The 17,476-nt window shown below is 61.3% G+C and carries 12 protein-coding genes and 4 pseudogenes; 11 read left to right on the top strand and 5 right to left on the bottom strand.

Annotation, left to right across the window (positions count from 1 at the left end):
• Positions 1-386: 386 nt before the first annotated feature.
• From EJ075_RS15780 to EJ075_RS15760, 5 genes and pseudogenes are all read left to right on the top strand, one after another.
• Entirely contained in the window at positions 387-644 is a 258-nt protein-coding gene (locus tag EJ075_RS15780; protein ID WP_126104963.1) for a hypothetical protein, read from the top strand.
• Positions 641-928 (top strand): annotated as a pseudogene (locus EJ075_RS15775) (pyridoxal-phosphate dependent enzyme); the annotation flags it as partial. The gene EJ075_RS15780 and the pseudogene EJ075_RS15775, both read left to right, overlap by 4 nt.
• Positions 929-1,218: 290 nt before the next feature.
• Positions 1,219-2,331 carry a TlpA disulfide reductase family protein gene (locus EJ075_RS15770; protein ID WP_126107345.1) on the top strand — a complete coding sequence of 371 codons (1,113 nt, stop codon included), beginning with the start codon at positions 1,219-1,221 and terminating at the stop codon, positions 2,329-2,331.
• 349 nt (positions 2,332-2,680) lie between these two features.
• Entirely contained in the window at positions 2,681-7,411 is a 4,731-nt protein-coding gene (gltB, locus tag EJ075_RS15765) for a glutamate synthase large subunit (protein WP_126104962.1), read from the top strand.
• Between the two features lie 143 nt (positions 7,412-7,554).
• Entirely contained in the window at positions 7,555-9,009 is a 1,455-nt protein-coding gene (locus tag EJ075_RS15760) for a glutamate synthase subunit beta (RefSeq protein ID WP_126104961.1), read from the top strand.
• Between the two features lie 68 nt (positions 9,010-9,077).
• On the opposite strand, the pseudogene EJ075_RS33580 reads toward EJ075_RS15760, so the two are convergent.
• A pseudogene (locus EJ075_RS33580) lies at positions 9,078-9,272 on the bottom strand (DUF459 domain-containing protein); the annotation flags it as partial.
• 254 nt (positions 9,273-9,526) lie between these two features.
• Between EJ075_RS33580 and EJ075_RS15750 the strand changes: the two are divergent.
• Together EJ075_RS15750 and EJ075_RS15745 are read left to right on the top strand one after the other, a co-directional pair.
• Complete coding sequence (locus tag EJ075_RS15750) at positions 9,527-9,790, top strand: hypothetical protein (RefSeq protein WP_126104960.1); 264 nt, start codon at positions 9,527-9,529, stop codon at positions 9,788-9,790.
• Positions 9,791-9,808: 18 nt separating this feature from the next.
• Positions 9,809-10,147: a hypothetical protein gene (locus tag EJ075_RS15745; RefSeq protein ID WP_126104959.1), complete on the top strand. Its 339-nt coding sequence runs from the start codon at positions 9,809-9,811 to the stop codon at positions 10,145-10,147.
• Between the two features lie 189 nt (positions 10,148-10,336).
• Here EJ075_RS15745 and EJ075_RS34140 read toward each other — a convergent pair whose 3' ends face one another.
• Positions 10,337-11,092: an RHE_PE00001 family protein gene (locus EJ075_RS34140; protein WP_348627374.1), complete on the bottom strand. Its 756-nt coding sequence runs from the start codon at positions 11,090-11,092 to the stop codon at positions 10,337-10,339.
• On the opposite strand from EJ075_RS34140, the gene EJ075_RS34135 reads away from it, so the two are divergent.
• The 4 genes and pseudogenes from EJ075_RS34135 to EJ075_RS15725 all read left to right on the top strand — a co-directional run bounded on the left by EJ075_RS34135 (position 11,070) and on the right by EJ075_RS15725 (position 12,988).
• Positions 11,070-11,678 carry a hypothetical protein gene (locus EJ075_RS34135; protein WP_348627373.1) on the top strand — a complete coding sequence of 203 codons (609 nt, stop codon included), beginning with the start codon at positions 11,070-11,072 and terminating at the stop codon, positions 11,676-11,678. The two genes, EJ075_RS34140 and EJ075_RS34135, sit on opposite strands and share 23 nt — an antisense overlap.
• A gap of 56 nt (positions 11,679-11,734) precedes the next feature.
• Positions 11,735-11,974 (top strand): annotated as a pseudogene (locus EJ075_RS33575) (transposase); the annotation flags it as partial.
• A gap of 80 nt (positions 11,975-12,054) precedes the next feature.
• Positions 12,055-12,756 (top strand): annotated as a pseudogene (locus EJ075_RS34130) (IS6 family transposase).
• 25 nt (positions 12,757-12,781) lie between these two features.
• Entirely contained in the window at positions 12,782-12,988 is a 207-nt protein-coding gene (locus EJ075_RS15725; protein WP_126104958.1) for a hypothetical protein, read from the top strand.
• Positions 12,989-13,013: 25 nt separating this feature from the next.
• Here the strand turns inward: EJ075_RS15725 and EJ075_RS15720 are convergent, their stop codons facing one another.
• From EJ075_RS15720 to EJ075_RS15710, 3 genes are read right to left on the bottom strand one after another with little or no spacing between them, the layout of a single operon-like run.
• Positions 13,014-15,044 carry a class I tRNA ligase family protein gene (locus EJ075_RS15720; RefSeq protein WP_164547115.1) on the bottom strand — a complete coding sequence of 677 codons (2,031 nt, stop codon included), beginning with the start codon at positions 15,042-15,044 and terminating at the stop codon, positions 13,014-13,016.
• A complete protein-coding gene (locus EJ075_RS15715; protein WP_126104956.1) occupies positions 15,008-16,366 on the bottom strand; it encodes a SidA/IucD/PvdA family monooxygenase in 1,359 nt (452 codons plus the stop codon). Before EJ075_RS15715 ends, EJ075_RS15720 begins: the two co-directional genes overlap by 37 nt.
• Entirely contained in the window at positions 16,257-17,318 is a 1,062-nt protein-coding gene (locus EJ075_RS15710; RefSeq protein WP_245458199.1) for a saccharopine dehydrogenase C-terminal domain-containing protein, read from the bottom strand. The genes EJ075_RS15715 and EJ075_RS15710 overlap by 110 nt, the downstream gene beginning before the upstream one ends.
• Positions 17,319-17,476: the final 158 nt, after the last annotated feature.

The following is a 17,476-nucleotide window of genomic DNA, read 5'->3' as shown; positions in this document are numbered from 1 at the left end:
CCACGCCGGCATATGATCTCATTGTGCAGCCCCGTGCTCGCACGCCCCGTAGTGGCGAAACTAATTGCAAGCTGCTGCAACACGCCCCCCTGGCGGCCTGCACCGAAACGACGACAGGGGTGCATCTGATTAGCCGTGAAACCAGGTCTCAAAAACCATCCGGCGTGACGAGCGGACGCACCGCACGTGTGACACCCGCCTTGTGGGGCAGGGTTGCCTTTCTCAATCCCGGCGTTGGTCGACGTCCCAATGAGCAGCAAGCTATTATCGGCCGCCGAATCTGGTGGCTTCGTCGAGAGCCTCAATCAACCAAGCGGCGAAAGCCTCGCTAGAGTCTCGCCCGCCTGTCGCTATGAAGCAGTTGCAGGCAGCGCTGCTTCAGGCGCATGAACTCGCCCGATGCAATGATTTCCGTTGCCCTGGGTCTTTCGAAGGGCACTGTTTCGATTCCCTTCTTCTTCGGCGCGCTGCTTGATGCCGACATACGGTTTCTTGACCTGCCGCCTGAACGGCTGCCGAAGCGGGTCCCCCGCCAGCGACCCCGACAATCCACTGTTCCGCAACTGCTGAAGAGCCGACTGCGCTCGCATCCCGATGCTGCGCAATGGCACTATGCCGACATTCTGGAGACCGCAGCCGCATGAGCCTCGAGACGTTCCGCCGACCGTCGACAAAGGCGTCCTCTCGCCTGCGTCCGCCATTTGCGTCAGTGCTCGATCTGATTGGGGAGACGCCGGTCGTCGAACTGAAGAGCTTCGATACCGGCAGGTGTCGTCTCTTCGTCAAGCTCGAAAGCCAGAATCCCGGCGGATCGATCAAGGATCGCATTGCGTTGTCGATGATCGTTAATGCCGAACAGCGTGGCCAGCTCGCGCGGGGCGGTACAATCATCGAAGCGACCGCTGGCAACACAGGGCTCGGCCTGGCCTTCTGGCGGCACGAAGCGCGTGATCGCGTGTCCAAAAGCTGACAGCGTCAGACAAATGTCAGGTTCATTACAACCAACATCTGGGCACTGTCGAGGTTTTTCGAAGCAATGGGCGCTAACTGCGCGCTGAGCGCGTTGGCATGGTTTTTGACACTGAGTGACTGTGACTGCACTCAATGGGGCAAGACGAGCGATCCGCTCCTCCCTGAACCCGTGTGCCGTCTCTGAGAGGAAACCAGCTCGTGCAGAAACCTTTGGAAATAGCTTTGGACCGCAACGTGGTATTGCAGATGGAGTCCCCGGCTCCTTCGATTAAAGTCGAGAACTGGCTGCGTGGCGAGCCCCTCACCAGCTTTGAGCCCGGCAAAGTGTGCATAGTCGAATTTTGGGCAACTTGGTGCGGCCCATGTGTGGACGGGATGCCCCATCTGATCCAGCTGCAGGAGAAATACAAGGACAACGGCGTTGAGATCGTCGGAGTCGCGGCTTCTGAAGACGCTCCAACGGCCGACGAGGCCCGAAGCACGTTGGACGCTTGGTTGACCGAAAAATTCCCGAATCTGAACTATCGGATCGCATTCGACTCCACAGGCGAAATGGACAAGCTTTGGATGGGGCCCAGCTTTTCTTACGGGGTCCCGACCTCGTTCGTGGTCGACCGAGACGGCCACATCGCCTTTATCGGTCATCCCACGCAACTCGATGAGGTTTTGCCGAAGGTGCTTAACGGCAGCTGGCGCACCAGCGATCAGGCAAAATCCGCCGATACGGAGCGGATTGCGGAAGGCGAAACCATAGCGCGCGAACAAGCGCTGACCAAGCCCATATACGACAAACTTCGGCCGGCAATGGAGGCCGAGGATTGGAAGACGGCGCTCTCGGCGATTGAAGAAGGCATCGCCTTGATACCGGACAAACTCAACTTCCGAGTGAGTCATGTCAATCTGTTGCTTCACAGAATGCGCGACATGCAGGCCGGCTTGCCCGTAATGCGCCAATTCGTTCGCGACGCGATCGACAGAAAGTCCGAGGAATGGATGTATTGGGCGCTATACCAACTCTTCGCGCCGGGCTTTGATTATTCCGGCTTTCCGTCTGCTGAGCGCTTCGCGATGGGCGAAGAGCTGTCCAAACACATCGTGGCACTGCCGCAAGGCGGCGGCTCTAAGTTCCTGTCTTATCCGGTGGTCGCTCAGTACTATCATGAGAGCGGCAACAAAGATCGCGCCATCGAGTTGCTCGAGCAGACACTGAAAGCGCTGGAAGGTCCGGAGCCTGTCTCGGACGACCTGAAACAGCACCTTCTACCCGAGTTGCTGCAGGCTCTGGCCAACTACAAGGGTGAGAAGGTTTGTTACGGCGCTCTCTGTGTGGCTCCGCAAGAGGATTTTCCCAAAAGGTGAAAGGGGGCGGCCAAGGAGGAAACCAAAGAGGGGCGATAGTCGAATGGCTTACTGGCCAATTCGTCCATTTCCCTGACGTGGTTGTACAAATAGGCCGGCCCAGGCGTCCAGCCCAGCCTCGCCGTTATCCGCAAACACGTGACCGAGCAAGGAGAAGACGTGCCTGATCAACTCACCAAAACATACTGCCGCTAAGGGTCTCCCGGACCCGTCAAAGATGGCACTGGAGTAAGGCTGGCAACATGAAGCTCGGCGCTGCCCACCGATCCACCTGCGCCCACAGGCGGGGAAGACGGGGGACGCAGCCGACCGCCTGTCTCTGCGCCAGGCAAGAACCGAGGACAGGACGATGACGGACATGACGCCATCTGCGACGAAGGCCGCGCAGACGAAAGCGGCAGCCGTCAAAAATCCGTCCCTGACCAATATTTGGCGAACCCATAGCGGCTTTGCCGCGCAAGGCCTCTACGATCCGCGCAACGAGCACGATGCTTGCGGCGTCGGCTTCATCGTCAACATGAAGGGCGTGAAGTCGCACCAGATCGTCGAGGACGGCCTCGCCGTGCTCGAAAACCTGACGCATCGCGGCGCCGTCGGCGCCGATCCGCTGATGGGCGACGGCGCCGGCGTGCTGGTGCAGCTTCCCGACCGCTTCTTCCGCGAGGAGATGGCCAGCCAAGGCGTCGAATTGCCCAAGCCCGGCCATTACGCCGTCGGCCATGTGTTCATGCCGCGCGATCCTGAGCTTCAGGCGCATATCGAAGGCATCATCGCCGAGGTGGCGCAGCTCGAAGGCCAGCCGCTGCTCGGCTTTCGCGACGTGCCGGTCGATAATTCATCGCTGTCCAAGGCGCCCGACATCGCCGCTTCCGAGCCGGTGCACCGGCAGGTGTTCCTGGGCCGCGGCGCCGAGATCGAGAACGACGACGATTACGAGCGGCGGCTCTACATCCTGCGCAAGGTCATTTCCGGCCGTATCCACGAGGAGACCAAAGGCGTCGACAACGGCTTCTATGTCGTCTCGATGTCGTCGCGGACCATCGTCTACAAGGGCATGTTCCTGGCCTATCAGGTCGGCGCCTACTACAAGGACCTCACCGACCCGCGTTTCGAGACGGCGCTGATCCTGGTCCACCAGCGCTTCTCGACCAACACGTTCCCGTCGTGGAAGCTGGCGCATCCCTACCGCATGGTCGCCCACAATGGCGAGATCAACACGCTGCGCGGCAACGTCAACTGGATGGCGGCACGGCAGGCCTCGGTCGATTCCGAACTGTTCGGCAACGACATCTCCAAGCTGTGGCCGATTTCCTACGAAGGGCAGTCGGACACCGCCTGCTTCGACAATGCGCTCGAGTTCCTGACGCAGGGCGGCTATTCGCTCGCCCACGCCATGATGATGCTGATCCCGGAAGCCTGGGCCGGCAACAAGCTGATGGGACAGGACCGCAAGGCCTTTTACGAATACCACGCTGCCCTGATGGAGCCGTGGGACGGGCCGGCGGCGGTGGCCTTCACCGACGGACGCCAGATCGGCGCCACACTCGACCGCAACGGGCTGCGCCCGGCACGCTACATCGTCACCGACGACGATCGTGTCATCATGGCCTCGGAGGCCGGCGTGCTGCCGGTGCCGGAGGAAAGGATCGTCAAGAAGTGGCGGCTGCAGCCCGGCCGCATGCTGTTGATCGACCTGGAGAAGGGCCGCATCGTTTCCGACGAGGAGATCAAGTCGGAGATCGCGACTAGGCATCCCTACAAGAGCTGGCTCGCCAACACCCAGCTCATCCTCGAAGACCTGAAGCCGGTCGAGCCACGCGCGCTGCGCAGGGACGTTTCGCTGCTCGACCGCCAGCAGGCGTTCGGCTACAGCCAGGAAGACACCAAGCTGTTGATGTCGCCGATGGCGACCACCGGACAGGAAGCGGTCGGATCGATGGGCACCGACACGCCGATCTCGGCGATGTCGGACAGATCGAAGCTGCTCTACACTTATTTCAAGCAGAACTTTGCCCAGGTCACCAACCCGCCGATCGACCCGATCCGCGAGGAGCTGGTGATGAGCCTGGTGTCCTTCATCGGGCCGAGGCCCAACATCTTCGACCTCGTCGGCAATTCGCGCCGCAAGCGGCTCGAAGTGCGCCAGCCGATCCTGACCAATGGCGATCTCGAAAAGATACGCTCCATCGGCCACACCGAGGACCGCTTCGACACCAAGACGATCGACATCACCTACGCTTCGAACGAAGGCGCGGCCGGCATGCAGGGCGCCATCGACCGGCTATGCGAGCGCGCCGAGGCGGCGGTCGCCGGCGGCTATAACATCATCATCCTGTCCGACCGTCAGCTCGGGCCGGACCGTATCGCCATTCCGGCGCTGCTGGCGACGGCGGCCGTTCACCATCATCTGATCCGCAAGGGGTTGCGCACGTCGGTGGGGCTCGTGGTCGAGTCCGGTGAGCCGCGCGAGGTGCATCATTTCTGCTGCCTTGCCGGCTACGGCGCCGAGGCGATCAACCCCTACCTCGCCTTCGACACGTTGCTCGACATGCACAAGCGCGGCGAGCTGCCGGCGGAGGTCGACGCCTATGAAGTCGTCACCCGCTACATCAAGTCGATCGGCAAGGGCATCCTCAAGGTGATGTCCAAGATGGGCATTTCGACCTATCAGTCGTATTGCGGCGCGCAGATCTTCGACGCGATCGGGTTGAAGTCGGACTTCGTGCAGAAGTACTTCACCGGCACGGCGACGCTGATCGAAGGCGTCGGGCTGGACGAGATCGCCGCCGAAACAGTCAGCCGCCACACCGACGGCTTCGGCAACGACCCGGTGCTGCGCAACAGCCTCGAGGTCGGCGGCGAATACATGTTCCGCATGCGCGGCGAGGCCCATATCTGGTCGCCCGACGCAGTGGCGACCTTGCAGCACGCCGTGCGCCAAGGCTCGTGGGAGACGTTCAAGGACTATTCCGCCCAGATCGACAGCGAGACGGCGCAGGCGCAGACCATTCGCGGCCTGTTCAAGATCAAGCTGGCGCAAGAGACCGGGCGCAAGAAGGTCACGCTCGACGAGGTCATGCCGGCAGCCGATATCGTCAAGCGCTTCTCGACCGGGGCGATGTCCTTCGGCTCGATCTCAAGGGAAGCGCACACGACGCTGGCGCGCGCCATGAATGCCATCGGCGGCAAGTCGAACACCGGCGAGGGCGGCGAAGAGGCCGACCGCTATCTGCCACTGCCGGGCGGCGGCAAGAACCCCGAACGTTCGGCGATCAAGCAGGTCGCCTCGGGACGCTTTGGCGTCACGGCGGAATATCTGGTCAATTCCGACATGATGCAGATCAAGGTCGCGCAAGGGGCGAAGCCGGGCGAGGGCGGTCAGCTGCCGGGCCACAAGGTCGATGCAACCATAGCCAAGGTCAGGCATTCGACGCCGGGCGTCGGTCTGATCTCGCCGCCGCCGCATCATGACATCTATTCGATCGAGGATCTGGCGCAGCTCATCTACGATCTGAAGAACGTCAATCCGGCGGCCGACGTATCGGTCAAGCTGGTCTCGGAAGTCGGCGTCGGCACGGTTGCGGCCGGCGTCGCCAAGGCGCGTGCCGACCACATCACCATATCAGGTTATGACGGCGGCACCGGTGCCTCGCCGCTGACCTCGCTCAAGCATGCCGGCAGCCCGTGGGAAATGGGACTTGCCGAGACGCACCAGACTCTGGTGCTCAACGGCCTCAGGTCGCGCGTCGCGCTGCAGGTCGATGGCGGCCTGCGCACCGGCCGCGACGTCGTCATCGGCGCGTTGCTCGGCGCCGACGAATTCGGCTTCTCGACCGCCCCGCTGATCGCGGCCGGCTGCATCATGATGCGCAAGTGCCATCTCAACACCTGCCCGGTCGGCGTCGCTACGCAGGATCCGGTGTTGCGCAAGCGCTTCAAGGGCACGCCGGAACACGTCATCAACTTCTTCTTCTATGTGGCGGAAGAGGTGCGGGCGCTGCTTGCCGAGATGGGCTACACCCATCTCGACCAGATCATCGGCGACACCGACCTTCTGGAAAAGCGCGAGCTGATCCAGCACTGGAAGGCGCGCGGGCTCGACTTCAGCAAGATGTTCTACAAGCCCGATGCGCCGCACGAGGCGGTACATTGGACTGAGCGGCAGAAGCATCCGATCGACGACGTGCTCGACCGCAAGCTGATCGAACTGGCAAAGCCGGCGCTCGAAGCCAGGCAGCCGGTCAGTATCGAACTGCCGATCCGCAACGTCGACCGTTCAACCGGCGCCATGCTGTCGGGCGAGGTGGCAAAGCGCTTCAAGCACAAGGGCCTGCGCGAGGACACGATCTCGGTCAAGCTCACCGGCACCGCCGGCCAGTCCTTTGGCGCCTTCCTGGCGCGCGGCGTCTCGTTCGAACTGGTGGGCGCTGCCAACGACTATGTCGGCAAGGGCCTGTCGGGCGGCCGCATCGTCATCCGTCCGCCGGAGAACACGAAAATCGTTGCTGCCGAGTCCATTATTGTCGGCAATACCGTGCTCTACGGCGCAACCGAGGGCGAGGCCTATTTCTGCGGCGTTGCCGGCGAGCGTTTTGCCGTGCGCAATTCGGGTGTCGCCGCGGTCGTTGAAGGCGTCGGCGACCATGGCTGCGAATACATGACCGGCGGTATCGTCGTCGTCATCGGCCAGACCGGCCGCAACTTCGCCGCCGGCATGTCGGGCGGCGTCGCCTATGTGCTCGACGAGGCGGGCGATTTCGCCGAGCGCTGCAACATGGCGATGGTCGAGCTGGAGCCGGTTCCGGAAGAGGACGACCTGATGGAGAAACTGCTCCATCATGGCGGTGACCTCGACCACAAGGGCCGTGTCGACGTATCCGGCGATATGACCAGCCACGACGAGGAGCGGCTCTACCAGCTGATCTCCAACCACGTCCACTACACGGGCTCGGTACGAGGTCGCGAAATCCTCGACGACTGGACAACTTTCCGGCCGAAATTCCGGAAGATCATGCCGGTCGAGTACCGCCGCGCGCTGATCGAGATGGAACGCATGCGCATGAACGTGGCGGCGGAATAGATTTGGAAATTGCCGGGAGGCCGTGCGTCCCGGCAACCATTTTCATCAGCAATCCTGACCTCGGACTGAAGGTTGCCACGGCTGCCTTATGAGGTTAACGGGTGCGTCGTCAGGCGTGCCTTCCGGACAGCAGGGACTGGACTATGGGCAAGGTAACAGGGTTTCTCGAGATCGACCGGCAGGTGCACAAGTACCAGCCGGCTTCCGACCGCATCCGGCATTTCCGCGAGTTCACGCTGCCGATGTCGGACAAGGAGGTCGAGAAACAGGCCGCGCGGTGCATGGATTGCGGCATTCCGTATTGCCATGGACCGACCGGCTGCCCGATCCATAACCAGATCCCGGACTGGAACGACCTCGTCTACAATGGCGACTGGGACAACGCGATCCGCAACCTGCATTCGACCAACAATTTTCCGGAATTCACCGGCCGCATCTGTCCGGCACCTTGCGAGGAAGCCTGCACGCTGAACCTCGAGGACATTCCGGTCGCCATCAAGACGATCGAGCAGGCGATCGCCGACAAGGCCTATGAAACCGGTCATATCCGGCCCTATCCGCCGGAAAAAAAGACCGGCAAGCGCGTCGCAATCATCGGCTCGGGGCCGGCCGGCATGGCGGCCGCCCAGCAGCTTGGTCGCGCCGGCCACGACGTCCACGTCTATGAGCGCGAGAGCCGGCCGGGCGGGCTGATGCGCTACGGCATCCCCGACTTCAAGATCGAGAAGCACTATATCGACCGGCGCATCGAGCAGATGCAGGGCGAGGGCGTGAGCTTCCATTGCGGCGTCAATGTCGGCGTCGACAAACCGGTGGCGGAGCTGCTCGCCGAATACGATGCGGTGCTCTATTGCGGCGGTTCCGAAACGCCGCGCCCGGCCAACATTCCCGGCGACGATCTCGACGGCGTGCATGACGCGATGCCCTATCTGGTGCAGCAGAACAAGCGCGTCGGCGGCGAGCCGATCCAGTCGGTGGCGTGGCCCTCCCAGCCGATCGTCGCCGGCGGCCAGCATGTCGTCGTCGTCGGCGGCGGCGATACCGCATCCGACTGCGTCGGCACCGCTTTCCGCCAGGGCGCCGTGCGCGTCACCCAGCTCGACATCCGGCCGCAGCCGCCGGAAAAGGAAGACAAGCTTTCGGTCTGGCCCTACTGGGCGACGAAGATGCGCACGTCATCCTCGCAGGACGAAGGCGCCGAGCGCGAGTTCCAGGTGGCGACGCTCGAATTCATCGGCGAAGACGGCCAGCTGAGCGGCGTCAAATGCTGCGAGGTCGATGAAAAGCGCAAACCGATCGCCGGCACGGAATTCGTCATCCGCGCCGATCTCGCGTTCATCGCCATCGGCTTTGCCGGGCCGGCCGCTCGAGGGCCGGTGTCGGAACTCGACGGGCAGATGACGATCGCCATCGACAGCCGCCGCTCGAACAACGTCGAGGCTAATGACCGCGACTACAAGACCAGCGTCGAAAAGCTCTATGCGGCGGGCGATGTGCGCCGCGGTCAATCGCTGGTCGTCTGGGCGATCCGCGAGGGCCGGCAGGCAGCGCGTTCGATCGACGAGGCGCTGATGGGATCGAGCGTGCTGCCGCGCTGAGTCTGTCTCGAGACCCTACTTGTGCGGCATCTGAAGGCGCTTTCCGCCCTTCCGCTGCCCCGGGCAGCTTACGGACTGATCGCCGTGGTCGTTTCGGTTGTGGCCGCGGCCGCAGGCTGCCGCCTTGGCGGCCAAGAAAAATCGTCGGCGCGGCCGGGCGAAGCAGCGGGCGCCTTGCCCTCGACGACGAATTTTTCACCGGGCCCGTCCGGCTTGGCCGGCGCTGCGGCACCGAGGAGTTCCGAACCGCCGTCGAGTGCCGGTGATTTCGAGTCGGCGTCGGTAGCCGGGGCGGCGGCCTCAGTCTTTTCGTTCGAGGGTGGACTACGCTACTGGCCCAGTACCGGCAAGCATCGAAGGACCTTTACAATCATAAAGGTACGTCACCGGTCTCGCGGCTCACCTATGACGATCTAGACGCGCATTCGAGTGAAGTCTTCTTCAACGCGATCCACAATCCGACTGGCATTTTCGTAAAGGCCTCCTCGGTGCGGGCGGCATCAGGGAGGGTTTTCTCATGACGAGGACTTCTTACAGAAATGGGGGGGGCTACTCAAACACATTCAGTGATCAGCGCGGGGGCGGCGTCAGCTATTTCACCGCCGATCTTGGATATAATTTCTTGAACGCGCCGCGCTACCGCATCGGTGCTTTTGTTGGCAACAATTTCCGGCACGAGAGCTACGACGCTTTCGGTTGCACGCAGCAGGCGACCAACTGGAGGACCTGTGTGCCAACCGTCCCGACCTACGTCAACCTCATCAGCCAGGACAACGATTAGCATTCGCTGCGACTCGGCTTGGCCGGGCAGACGCAACTCACCGCGCGACTCAGCCTTTCTGGTGACGTGGCGTTCCTCTTCACGCGGCTCGACGGCAAAGATCAGCACCACATGCGCCCCAAGATCAAGCTAATTCCCGAAGACGGCGATGGGCATGGCGTCCAACTCGAGGCGGTGTTGAACTACAAGGTCACGGATTTGTTCAACATCGGCGTCGGCGCCCGCTACTGGGCGGTGGCGAATAACGGCACCGCTCATTTCGAAGAGGCAATGGGCGGTCGTGGTTCCCCGCAGGCCGACGATTGGAAGGCAAAGCGCTACGGCGTGTTCGTGCAGGCTAGCATCAAGTTCAACTGAGAGAGCAAGAACCGGGGAGAGCGGCGATGCCACTCCAGCTCATTACGATCATTGGATCAACAGAAGGAAGTTTTCCGAAGAGTTCTGCAGGCGTGCGCAAAGTCCCCAGACAAAGTTCTCTCGGTCCATAGTGTACGTGCCGTCACGCCCGTTCTCGACATGGTTGAATGATACGTCCCGCGCGATCGATCAAAGTCGTTCTTCATTGGTTTTCCGGAAATCGCGGGAGCACAGCGTGCTGTGACCCTCGGCTGCTGGTTTTCTGTCAACGCGCAGATGAGGGAGAATGAGCGTACAGCAAAAATCATCAGTGCTGTCGCTTTCGCCAAAGCCCGCCGCAGCTAAAGGGCCCCACGCCCGGTAGCGCCCCCTGCCGGTCACCTCGCGGATGCCGAGTTCGGCGACCAGCCCGAGCGCAGCGCGCTGGCTGATTTTCAGCTCGGCCGCGACCAGACCTGCCGACACCAGCGGCCGCGCCAGCACCAGCTCGATCAGCGCCGGCAGGCTCGAGTTTTTGCGCCGGTTCCTGAGCCGGCGCTCCATCTGGCTTTTGGCCAGCGCCAGTCGGTCGATCTCCTTGAGCCCGGTCGCGGCGGCTTCGGCGAAGGCATGGAGGACGGCCAGCAGCCGGGTGGTCCGGTCGCGGGCGCGCCGCCGGTCGCGCGAAATGATGCGCAGCCCGGCATTAAGGCAAAACAGATGCGAGCCGACCTTGCCGGTTTGGCGCAGCAGCGCCGCGACGAGCAGATTTCCGAGCCAATGCTGGTGCTGCAGCGGCTCGATTGTCTGCCATGCGTCCCAGGCGATCGCCGCTGCCAGCGCGGCCGGCATGTTTTCGCCGCGCAGCCGGTCGACGATGGCGAGCCAGTCGGCCAGCCGCTGGTCCTCGTCCCAGTCGAGGTCGCGGATCAGCGGCCTGAGATTGTCCGGCAAGACCTGGCGCACTTTCCCCCTGCCCTGCCGTGTCGACCTCCGGGCCGTCTGCCGCGCGCGGCGCCAAATTCTCGCCGGCCAGCAGTCGGCTGGAGCGGGCCAGCACAGCATCGATCTCGGCCAGCTCTTCGCTCAGCGCGTCCTCCTGGTCCGTGTCTTCAGCAAGGTTTTCGCCGGCATCGTCGTCCGCACTGACGGCGGCCGTCGCGGCATCGAGTCCGGAGCCAACTCGGCCGGCGCTCGCCCCGTTGCCGCCCTGCCCTTCGCGGCCACGCAGCGCCAAAAGGCCGGGCCGCGACAGCGCCCAGTCTCGTTTTTGTGTGAAAATGCGGCGGCGGGCGCGCAGCACGGCGTGCGCCCGGGTGAGCTCGTGGGTCGGAGTGCGGATGTCCATGTGGGCGTCGTGCAGCAGGAGGTCTTCGGCATGGACGAGCTCGCCGTCGAGCCACAGCGCGGCGGCGGCGTCGGCAAAGTTTCGCGTTCGAGCCAGCCTTCGCGGACCGGGCTTTTGGCCACGCGCTCGTCGAGGCGGGCGAGGAGGTCTTCGGCTGTCGCTTTTACTTCCCGATTTCAACAGGGAAAGTCAGGTGTTGTTTAGGTTTAGGCGCCACGACAGCCTCGATTTTTCGCTAACGATTTCACTGACTGCTCGATTTGCCACACCGATTGCACGACCGCAAAGCCGCACCCGGCACGTCGCATTCCGACGAAGCATGGTCGGCGGCACGTCGACTCGCTCGCGAGCTCGACAGGATTCTCGACGGTTCGGGGCCAAGACGCGCGGCAATCAACCGGGCCGCGGCCGAGCTGCGCCTCTCGACCCGCCAAGTCTACAATCTGCTGGCGCGCTACCGTAACGATCGGACCGTGACGTCGCTGCTGCCCCAGTTGGATGGCAGCCGCCAGGTTGTGTTGCAAAGCTTTGGTAACTGGTCGCGTGGGAGAACCCTGCATCAATTTTCGCGAGGTTCGAGATGTTCAAAGGCCGTCAGTTCGACCAGTCCGTCATCTTGTTATGCGTGCGCTGGTATCTGGCCTACAATCTGAGCCTGCGCGACTGGAAAGAAATGATGGCCGAACGCGGCATTCGGCGTCGATCATTCGACGATCCATCGCTGGGTCATTCATTTCGCGCCGCGGTTGCTGGAGCGCTTCAACCGCCGCAAGCGTGCCATCACCGGCAAAATGGCATGTCGACGAAAGCTACGTCAAGGTTCGCGGTGAGTGGATGTATCTCTACCGCGCCATCGACAGTGTCGGCGACTCGGTCGAATTCTGGTTCAGCGAGCACCGCGACCTGCTGGCGGCCAAGCGCTTCTTCAGGAAAGCCCTGGAGCGCCATAACCGGCCCGATCGCATCGTCATCGACGGCAGCCAGACCAATCATGAAGCCATCACTTCCTGCGATGCGGCAAATCGGTTGCAGGATCGTTCCCGGCGCTTGCTGAACCCGATCACGATCAGGAAAAGTCGATACTTGACAACAGGATCTCGAGCAGGACCACCGGCGCATCAAGCGCCGTGTGCGGCCGATGCTGGGTTTCAAGTCGCCGGCCACCGCCAGCATCACCCTGTCGGGGATCGAAATGCTTCACCTGATGCTCAAGCGACAGGCGAGATACGCGTTCAACCCAAATCCCTCCCTGGCCGAGCAGTTCGCCATACTGGCGGCATGACAGCGGCCTGTCTCGACCAACCTTCATGACACAGAAAAAAACGTTGCAACACAACCAACTCTTGTCGTCGTTTAGCCGCGCTTTTGAAAAGCCATCAACACTTCAGACTTCGCCCGAGCCGGACGACATCGGCGTCGTTTCGGTGACAAGGCTGATCAAAGACGACGTCCACGATGCACTTCCTGGCTTGCCCGCATCCTCCGGGCTGATTCTCGAAAAGTGGCTGCGGTGAACGCCCGAAGTCTTTGATCGGTTATTCAACGGCCTCCGGCGTCATGGCTTGCAGACAGACGGACTGGCTCGGCCATCCAGTCGCGGTCGAACCAGCTGAGCTTGGGAACCCCTAGCCCCAGACTCCTTGCGATGGAGATGGCGAAATCAGGTACGACCGGGTATGTCGCGACACAGAGTCCGACGAGCGCGAAGGTCACCGCGCGGGCCGCAGTCCGGGCAAGCGCCTCCTTCACCTTCGGCGCAGCCGGAACTTGCAGCACTGAACATGAATAGTGGTCAATTGCGTCGACGAACGCCTCGATTGCGCGTGTCAGCTGACGTACGTCCGGGTAATCCGCTTCGAATCGCGCCCGCACTTCCGCGTTGAAGCGTCTGCAGTCCGCGAGGAACGCAATGTCGGTGGCTGACCACTGGCCAGGACACGGGAGCTCGTCTGTCGCGACCCGCCCGATGACCTCGTTAGCCTTCGCGACCGATCTCGACAGCCGTCCGTCCCAGAAGTCCCGTTTCCAGCTCTCGTAGGCACCCATGGAGAAGTCCTCGACAGAACCGTCCGGACGACACCGACACAAGTAGAAGCGAAGCGGCTCGGCAGTTTCTTCCGCAGCGATGTCGTTCACCCAGATTGCGTGTTTTCGTGATGTTGAGAACTTCTTCCCCTCAAGCGTGAGCATCTGGTTGACGAAAATCCGTCGGGGGAGCATCTCATGGAGATCAAGCGCCGAAAGTACCCCGGGAATAACCAACAGACGTCCGAAGGCGTTGTCCGCCCCGAAGAGAATGTCCAGCTCCGGCATCTCGTCCCGTGGGATTTGGTACCAGAAGGCGGGGCATCCGCTCTTTTCTCTTATCGTTTCTAAGGCGAGCAAGTGCCGAGGCACGTGTTCCATGGTGATGGTAAACCGCTGGCATTCAAATCCTGGGATTGGAATCCGAATTCCCTCCCGGTTTGGATTTGAGATGCAGACCGCCGGAAGCCCCCGGGACAGCCAGGACTCGATGTAGAGCTTGGCGTAAATGGGCAGGAAGTTCCGCGAGGCGAAGGATTCGAGTGCGTCATGCAATGGAGCGAGGTTCAGGAAAAGGCGCTTCAGGGGACGACGTTCCAGCGAGCGCCCGTCGAGATCGACCGGATCCTGGAGTTCGGCATCGAGGACCAGCGCGCCGCAATCCTCGCATTCGTGACCGGAGGAATAGCCGCCGCAATATGGACATTTGCCGTGGACGAAGGCGTCCACCTTGAAGCGCCCACTTTGGACGTCATACGGGACCAAATGCTCTCTTTCAGCGATCAGGCCCTTGCTGCAAAGTCGCTTGAAGACCTCGAGAACGACCGCCTTGCCGCGGCGGTCAGGCTTTGTCCCAAGGAAAATATCCGAAACTGCATTGAGCCGATGCAGAGCCTCCTGGAAAGAAGCCGTGTTTTTCTCGGCCAGCTGGTAGTATTCCAGTCCAGCAGCGTCGGCCGCAATTGCAATGTGCTCAAGGTGACCGTGCGTGCCCTGCAGCACGAAAACCTGTCGGCCGCCGGTTTCGGCAATTCGGCGCAACACATCCGCGTAGAGGAACGGTCCTGAGGCATGACCTATATGCATGTTCCCATTCGGGGTAAGCATTGCGGGCACCAGCAGCAGCGGTCTGCTCTTTCCTATCGCTTCGGTCGTGGAAGTCGCCTCTTCGAAGGCTGCGCGGCTGTGCCACCACACTGTCTGCATGACTGCACCGCTGTCCAAAGCCTCAATCCTGTGCCTGCTCAGCGGGTCCATCCTAATGCTCTCTCCGCCAAGCAGCAGGAACGTCTTTTCGTCTAGATGAATTCGAACGCCGCCAGAGATCACCGTCCAAAATTCGACTTCCGTATGGTTGTGACGGCAAGTGGTCGCGCCTGGACTGAGCTTCAGTAGTCGGATGGAAACGTCGCCCCCTTCCGGGAAGGGATCATGCATGACGATGCCCCCTTCGATCGAGATGGGGACCGCGCGTGTTTCATTTTTGAGATCTATTACTTGCGAACACATCATTTCGTTTCCTCTCTCGAATTTCGGGTTGGCCATGCCGCTGGCAAGGTCTCGGGGCGACCTTGAGCAGGTTGAAGCACGTGCCCGTCTTCCAGCGCCCTCGCCACCACCGCAGCCCGTTCGGCCAGACCGCCGAGTGTGTGCTCCGTTGGGCCCCGAAGGCCAAAAGAGTGGTTCACCAAGAAAACGCGAGGTTTCGGACCGGTGAGACACGATTCTGGCATCTGATCGAGTCCCACTTCGAAGGACTCGTCGACAACGACGTCGGCATCTTCCATTCGCGGTTGCAGCAGTTGGAAGAATGATAGATGGCGACGGTTTGAAAAGCCCGTCGCGCATACCAGGAGTTCAATTTCAAGCCTCGTCGAGTCCGGCCTGCCTCCGATTCCGCGAAGGTCAAGACGAAGACCATTCTCGAGACGCTTTGCCGCCGTGATTTCAGTATACGGGAACAGCCTGAGCCTGTCGCGCCCGCACGCCTGGTCCTCGAATCGAAGATCGTAGATGCTTTTGAGGACGTCCTTGGTGACGGTGGAGAAGTTCGTGTTCCTCGTGTCGGAAAGAAACTTCTTGCGATCTTCGAATGGCAACTCCGCGAACTTCAGTGAGTGTGGATAAGTGTAGAAATCATTTACGAACGGGTTGTCATCCGTCTGTTCGAAGAGGTGGCGCCGACCAACGACGATAACTTCCGACACTTCCCGGTGTTGGAGCAGGAATCTGACTATCTCGCCGGCGCTTTGCCCGGACCCGACGACCGCAACGCGAGCATTAGCGTTGATCATTCCCTCGTTCGCATGGGATAGGAAGAAGTTTGAATGCACCACGCGGCCGGAGTCGACGGCCAGTTCTTCGGGGATGTATGGCTCATGCCCAAGGCTGACGACCACGTCGTCTGCCTCGATTTCTGAAACATCTCCGCTCGAGACATCCCTGGTCATGACGACAAGGGTTTGGGTTCCCGACGGCTTCTCGTGCAACCTGACCGCCACCGCCTCCTTGCCGAAAGAAATCTTGTTCGCAAAGAACCGGCTTACCCAGACCAGATAGTCGGAAAACAGCTTCCTTGAAGGATACAGATTGTTCGTATGAATGAAGTGATAGAGAAGCTCCTTCTCACGCAGGAACGAGAAAAAAGTGAATGGGCTTGCCGGATTCCTCAGGAACGCCAGGTCCTTGAACAACGATACTTGGAGCATCGAATCCTCGAAAGCGATGCCCGGGTGCCATTCTGCGCTGTCGCGGCGCTCAAGGACTTCCAGCGAATCCAGAACTGAGGATCCCCGCTCCTTGAGGCAGGTCAGCAGTGCCAGGTTTGCTGGTCCGCTCCCCACGAGCAGTGTCTTTCGTCTTTGCATGCCCGGCTCCCAAAATCGTGCTTGTTTCCAACAGCCCGGTCGCGCGCTCGGCTAAGACAGCGATCCGGCTTCTCCTCAGTTGCTCGAGGGCCATCGCGGCGACATCGGCGAGCGCGGCTTTGCCGGGGTGTATGGGACCCCGCAACTGTTGACGCGTGACGCATTCCACGGCTGCGGCCACCGGAACTGCGGTGGCGATAGCCATGCTTGAGATGCCTCGCTCCTGAAGCTCGGAGCGCAGGATGCACGTCCAGCGGCCAACCCGCCCTTGGCGATCCTCAATGGCGATGTTAAGGACGACCTGGTCGCCATCGTCATTTGGGCTCTGGCGACTTAAAAGCGCCTCCGTGACCTCCTTAACCTGCAGGCGCGCGCTCCCGATTTCGATCTCCTCATCGGACAGCAGCCCGAGGCGATGCAACATCCGAACGCCATCCGCAAAGCCAGGCCACCGCACAGTCAATTGTCGAAGCGTTGGAATGCTAGGATGAGCGCCTTCAGCCGTCGACGAAACCATTGCATCATCGTATGCTTCGAGAAGGCCGACGCCATCCACGAACAGCTGAGATACGCTTTCGAATCGATTTCGCGTTACGGCTTGGCCATCGATTCGAGCCAACGCGAGCCTCTGCTCTATGGGCAGCCGACGCCCAAAAGCAAGAGCATAGTTCAGCGGAGGTTCCGGAATTATGGGAATCCCTCCGCAATGAGTTACTATGCTCTCTATGTCCTTTATTTCAGCCGCAACCAGCGAGACTAAAGATTCAACCAGTCCTGGTTCGAGACCCGCTCCCAAGACTACGGGCGGACCGTTAGGCGGTACCCGGAGAATGTCAGGATCCCCAGGGCTCGGCCTGCCCACGCAAATAATAGGGGTGTGTAGACCTGCCTCGTGCGTTTGGTGCAAAAGCTTGCCGACCAAAACTCGGGAATCTCTCCAAGACGTAGCCATGATCAGCGATCGGGCTTGAACCGAGAGAGCGGATGGACCCAACGACACGTCGAAGCGGACGTTTTCGAGATTGCCCAGAAGCCGTTGCGCCACGGCAAGCGCAGAATGGCTCCTGTCAATCAGGACAACGAACGAGTCCGGCTGGTCCGCAAGTTGCA

Source organism: Mesorhizobium sp. M6A.T.Cr.TU.016.01.1.1 (genome assembly GCF_003952585.1).
GTDB classification, from domain to species: Bacteria; Pseudomonadota; Alphaproteobacteria; order Rhizobiales; family Rhizobiaceae; genus Mesorhizobium; species Mesorhizobium mediterraneum.
This window is presented reverse-complemented; position numbering and strand designations above follow the sequence as displayed.